At 47.4% G+C, this 483-nt stretch carries 1 protein-coding gene; it reads right to left on the reverse strand.

Features of this window, described 5'->3' with window-relative positions:
- Positions 1–483: hypothetical protein (locus ACH2DQ_RS12295; RefSeq protein ID WP_395026908.1), on the reverse strand; the 483-nt coding region annotated here is incomplete at both ends.

Consider the following 483-nt stretch of genomic DNA (forward strand, 5'->3'; position numbering starts at 1 on the left):
AGCTGTACATAGGCGATAAAAGTAAATTCCGCTTCTGTCTCTGCCCCTTTCTCATGCCTGTTCCATCCAAAATCTTCTCTGCAGTAATTCGTCGGCGAATCCGTGTGCCACTCCCGTATGCCATGCCAGGTCATAATTGGAAAATCCGTTCCAAACAAGATCTGCCTGCTGTCCAGCCGTTCCATTGCCATCTGATGTACCAGAGAATTCACAACCGCCGCCGTGTCAAAATAAAATCCCTTCAGATCTTCACCCAGTGCTGCGATCCCTCTGCTAAATATATCCGTTGTAAAGCTCCTCCCAAAATGTGCAAGAATAATATGTATGTCCGGAAATTTCTGTCTGATTTCCCGCAATTCCCGAATATTGTCAGGATCCGGAAGCCTTCCTTTTCGCGGCAGATGCAGCATCAGCGCCTTCTTATGTCTGTCCAGAACCGCAAGCTGGCTCTCGGGCATAAAATCATAGATACTGATATCAGCC

The sequence above is a fragment of the Robinsoniella sp. genome (genome assembly GCF_034124845.1).